Origin of the sequence: Nostoc sp. UCD121 (assembly GCF_014222285.1) — a bacterium.
Taxonomy (GTDB): Bacteria; Cyanobacteriota; Cyanobacteriia; order Cyanobacteriales; family Nostocaceae; genus Nostoc.
The window spans coordinates 1-2843 of the sequence record NZ_JACKZS010000404.1; the positions used below are offsets into that span (position 1 = coordinate 1).

The window sequence follows — 2843 nt, forward strand, 5'->3', positions numbered from 1 at the left end:
CCCTCTTGCCCCCTGCTCCCTGCCCCCTGCCTTCTTCAATTGTTTATTCCTCATCTAACGGTAAACCCGCTTTTACTTTCCCCTTAGCAAAATAGCGTCCAAACTGGAGTTCGTAGACTTCATCTTCGTCTTGTGTCTCTACTTCCAAGTCAGAACGAGGATAACTCACACACAAAAGGGCATAACCTTGCTGACGTAAATCTGGCGACAATCCGATCGCCTCTGGTTGATAAATTTCTCCCGACAATACCCTTACAGCACAAGCGGTGCAAGCCCCGTTGCGGCAGGAAAACGGTAGTTCCACACCTTGTTTTTCGGCATTGTGCAGGATATAGCGGTCTTCTGGCACTTGTAGAGTGTATGTTTTGCCAGTGGCGCGATCACGAACTTTAATTGTGTATATACGGGACATCTGGATTTGCGTTGTAGAATTAGGACTTTCAGATTCAATCTAAGAATATCTTTCTTTATCTTTGCATTTTCTGGGATTCTATAGTATGATCGTAACTTGTGGCACCTGGAGAGGTGGCCGAGTGGTTTAAGGCGCAGACCTGGAAAGTCTGTTTAGGGAAACTTAACGGGGGTTCGAATCCCCCCCTCTCCGTTCTGAAACCTAGTCTAAATATATAGTTTGAACCCGACTTCTACAAATGGTCGGGTCAAATAAATAACGGGATCTTGCCAAATATATTCTTAAAATTGCTTTGAAAGTGGGTTAGCCTTCCGTAGGAAAGGTGTCTTAAAAACCAATGTGATTCAGTTAAGGCTAAAAACTGAAACTGGCGTAGGTTGGAAAGCCACTGCGCCCTTGCGGTTTTTACGACTTGTTCGCGGCTAGTTCCAAGCGAGAAGCAAGTAGAGTTTGAGGAACAAAGCCACATTTTATACTAGTAAGCTTTATACCCACAACTAAAGTTTTCATTAATACTTCTTTCCTCCTCCTGCCCTCTGCTCCCGTTCGGCTACGCTCACGGCAAGCCTGCCTCCTCTTGTAACATTTATTTATTTTTCACTCATAATTGAGTCATTTTGTAAAGTCGCCAAACTCCTACTTCACGATGGCGACAGCCTGATGAAATGATCGAGTAAATTAAGATAAGTAAAGAAAATGCTTTGAACTACATGACAGCTCTCAGCTTACAAGAAATTTCTACTCAGTTAGAAAGTCCGAACTTACGCGATCGCATGGTAGCTCTTGCTAATCTGCGTCATGTTTCTCCTGAAGAGGCAGTCCCTTTAATTAAAAAGGTACTAGACGACGAATCTTTGCAACTGCGATCAATGGCAATATTTGCCCTTGGAATCAAGCCAACACCAGAATGTTATTCAATTTTGGTCAGAATTCTCGAAAATGACCCCGATTATGGCATCCGTGCTGATGCTGCTGGTGCTTTAGGATATTTGGGTGATGCCAGAGCCTTTGAAGTGCTTTCACGGGCGTTTTATGAAGATACTGATTGGCTAGTACGCTTTAGTGCAGCCGTTTCTCTTGGTAACATTAAAGACCCTCGTGCCCGTCAAATTCTTCTTCAGGCATTGGATAGCAAAGAAGTAGTGTTGCAGCAAGCTGCAATTTCTGCGCTCGGAGAAATTAAAGATATTGAGTCGGTCGATCAAATTCTGCGCTTTGCCCAATCAGATGATTGGTTAGTCAGACAACGTTTGGCAGAAGCTTTGGGTAATCTTCCCACTCCCAAGAGTGTCTCAGCTTTAAAATACTTAGAAAAAGACAATCATTTCAACGTTGCTGAGGCAGCCAGAATTGGCCTCAAGAAGCTTGAGGAAATAGGTAATCAAGCTTAATAATATTAGAGCCTCCTGCTACCTTTTAATAATTAAGTGGGAATTTTAGCATTTTGATGCAGGGTAATTTCATTCATGAATATTGAAGAGTTTTTTCAGTTAAGTGCTGGTAAATGGTTTTCTCATCGGACTAGTCAACATTTGGCTTTTAATCAATCTGAACATAGCAAGTCAGACATTATCATTGAAACGCTGGCAGTAGATCATCCTGAAGCGACCAAACTGTGTCAACAGTACAAAATTAATCCTAGTTCTGCCTCCTCTGCTATCAAAATTAACTGGAATGGCACGATGGAAAAGGAGCAAACAAAACATAGTGGTTCAACTGTGTTAGTTTCAGTACCCGATGCAGAGAATCCGTCTGAAGGCAAGTTACTACGGGAAATAGTTGATGCTGAGAAAACTCCAATTGCTGGACACTACAAATTTGACAGTGATGGGGCTTTAATCCTAACTATAGAAGATGAAAATATGTGGTCAGAGGAGCGTCTGTGGTTTGCTAGCCCCAATTTGCGAATGCGGGTAAATGTCCTCAAGAGTTTTGGTGGATTTAGTATTACTTCCTTCACTTCTGAGATTCGCATGGGTGGCTTTCCACCTGCTGCGAAAGCTTCCGAGGCAGCTAATTCAGTATCGAGTTAGTTGTAATACAGCGTATTTTCCCTATTTTAGGACTTACGCAAAGCTATACGCGCTCAGGGGCAATTCATGAATTGCCCCTACCCGGAAATCAGGATTTAGTTAAACTGTGTCCTGGCTAAAAATTGCTTCTGGCAAGCTGCTTGAGGTATTAACGTGCAATTATCACCCAAACAAAAAAAGAATTGCCATAGGACTCATATTTGATTTCTGAAAAAATTCAGTACAACTCAAAGAGTTTTGTAGGTTGGGTGCAACGATCGCGTAACCCAACATAAAATTTGGTGGTAATGTTGGGTTATGTTTCACTCCACCCAACCTACATAGGGCTTGCTGGTTAAGACTGAAACCCTTGTATAAATAGTGATTGAAGTCTATAAATCGAACAAAAGTGCAAGGCA

The 2843-nt window shown here is 42.3% G+C and carries 4 protein-coding genes and 1 tRNA gene; 3 read left to right on the plus strand and 2 right to left on the minus strand.

Annotation, left to right across the window (positions count from 1 at the left end):
* Nucleotides 1–43: 43 nt before the first annotated feature.
* On the minus strand, nucleotides 44–412 hold the full coding sequence (locus GNF10_RS36230) for a 2Fe-2S iron-sulfur cluster-binding protein (protein ID WP_185580367.1): 369 nt from the start codon (nucleotides 410–412) through the stop codon (nucleotides 44–46).
* A 107-nt stretch (nucleotides 413–519) separates the two neighbouring features.
* Here GNF10_RS36230 and GNF10_RS36235 point away from each other — a divergent pair.
* From GNF10_RS36235 to GNF10_RS36245, 3 genes are all read left to right on the plus strand, one after another.
* Nucleotides 520–604, plus strand: a tRNA-Ser gene (locus GNF10_RS36235).
* A 518-nt stretch (nucleotides 605–1122) separates the two neighbouring features.
* Entirely contained in the window at nucleotides 1123–1803 is a 681-nt protein-coding gene (locus GNF10_RS36240; RefSeq protein ID WP_185580368.1) for a HEAT repeat domain-containing protein, read from the plus strand.
* Nucleotides 1804–1878: 75 nt separating this feature from the next.
* Nucleotides 1879–2445, plus strand: a complete 567-nt coding sequence (locus GNF10_RS36245) for a phycobiliprotein lyase (protein WP_185580369.1) — start codon at nucleotides 1879–1881, stop codon at nucleotides 2443–2445.
* A 162-nt stretch (nucleotides 2446–2607) separates the two neighbouring features.
* On the opposite strand, the gene GNF10_RS38175 is transcribed toward GNF10_RS36245, so the two are convergent.
* Nucleotides 2608–2843 (minus strand): hypothetical protein (locus GNF10_RS38175; protein ID WP_221643760.1); only part of this gene is annotated, 236 nt, incomplete at its 5' end.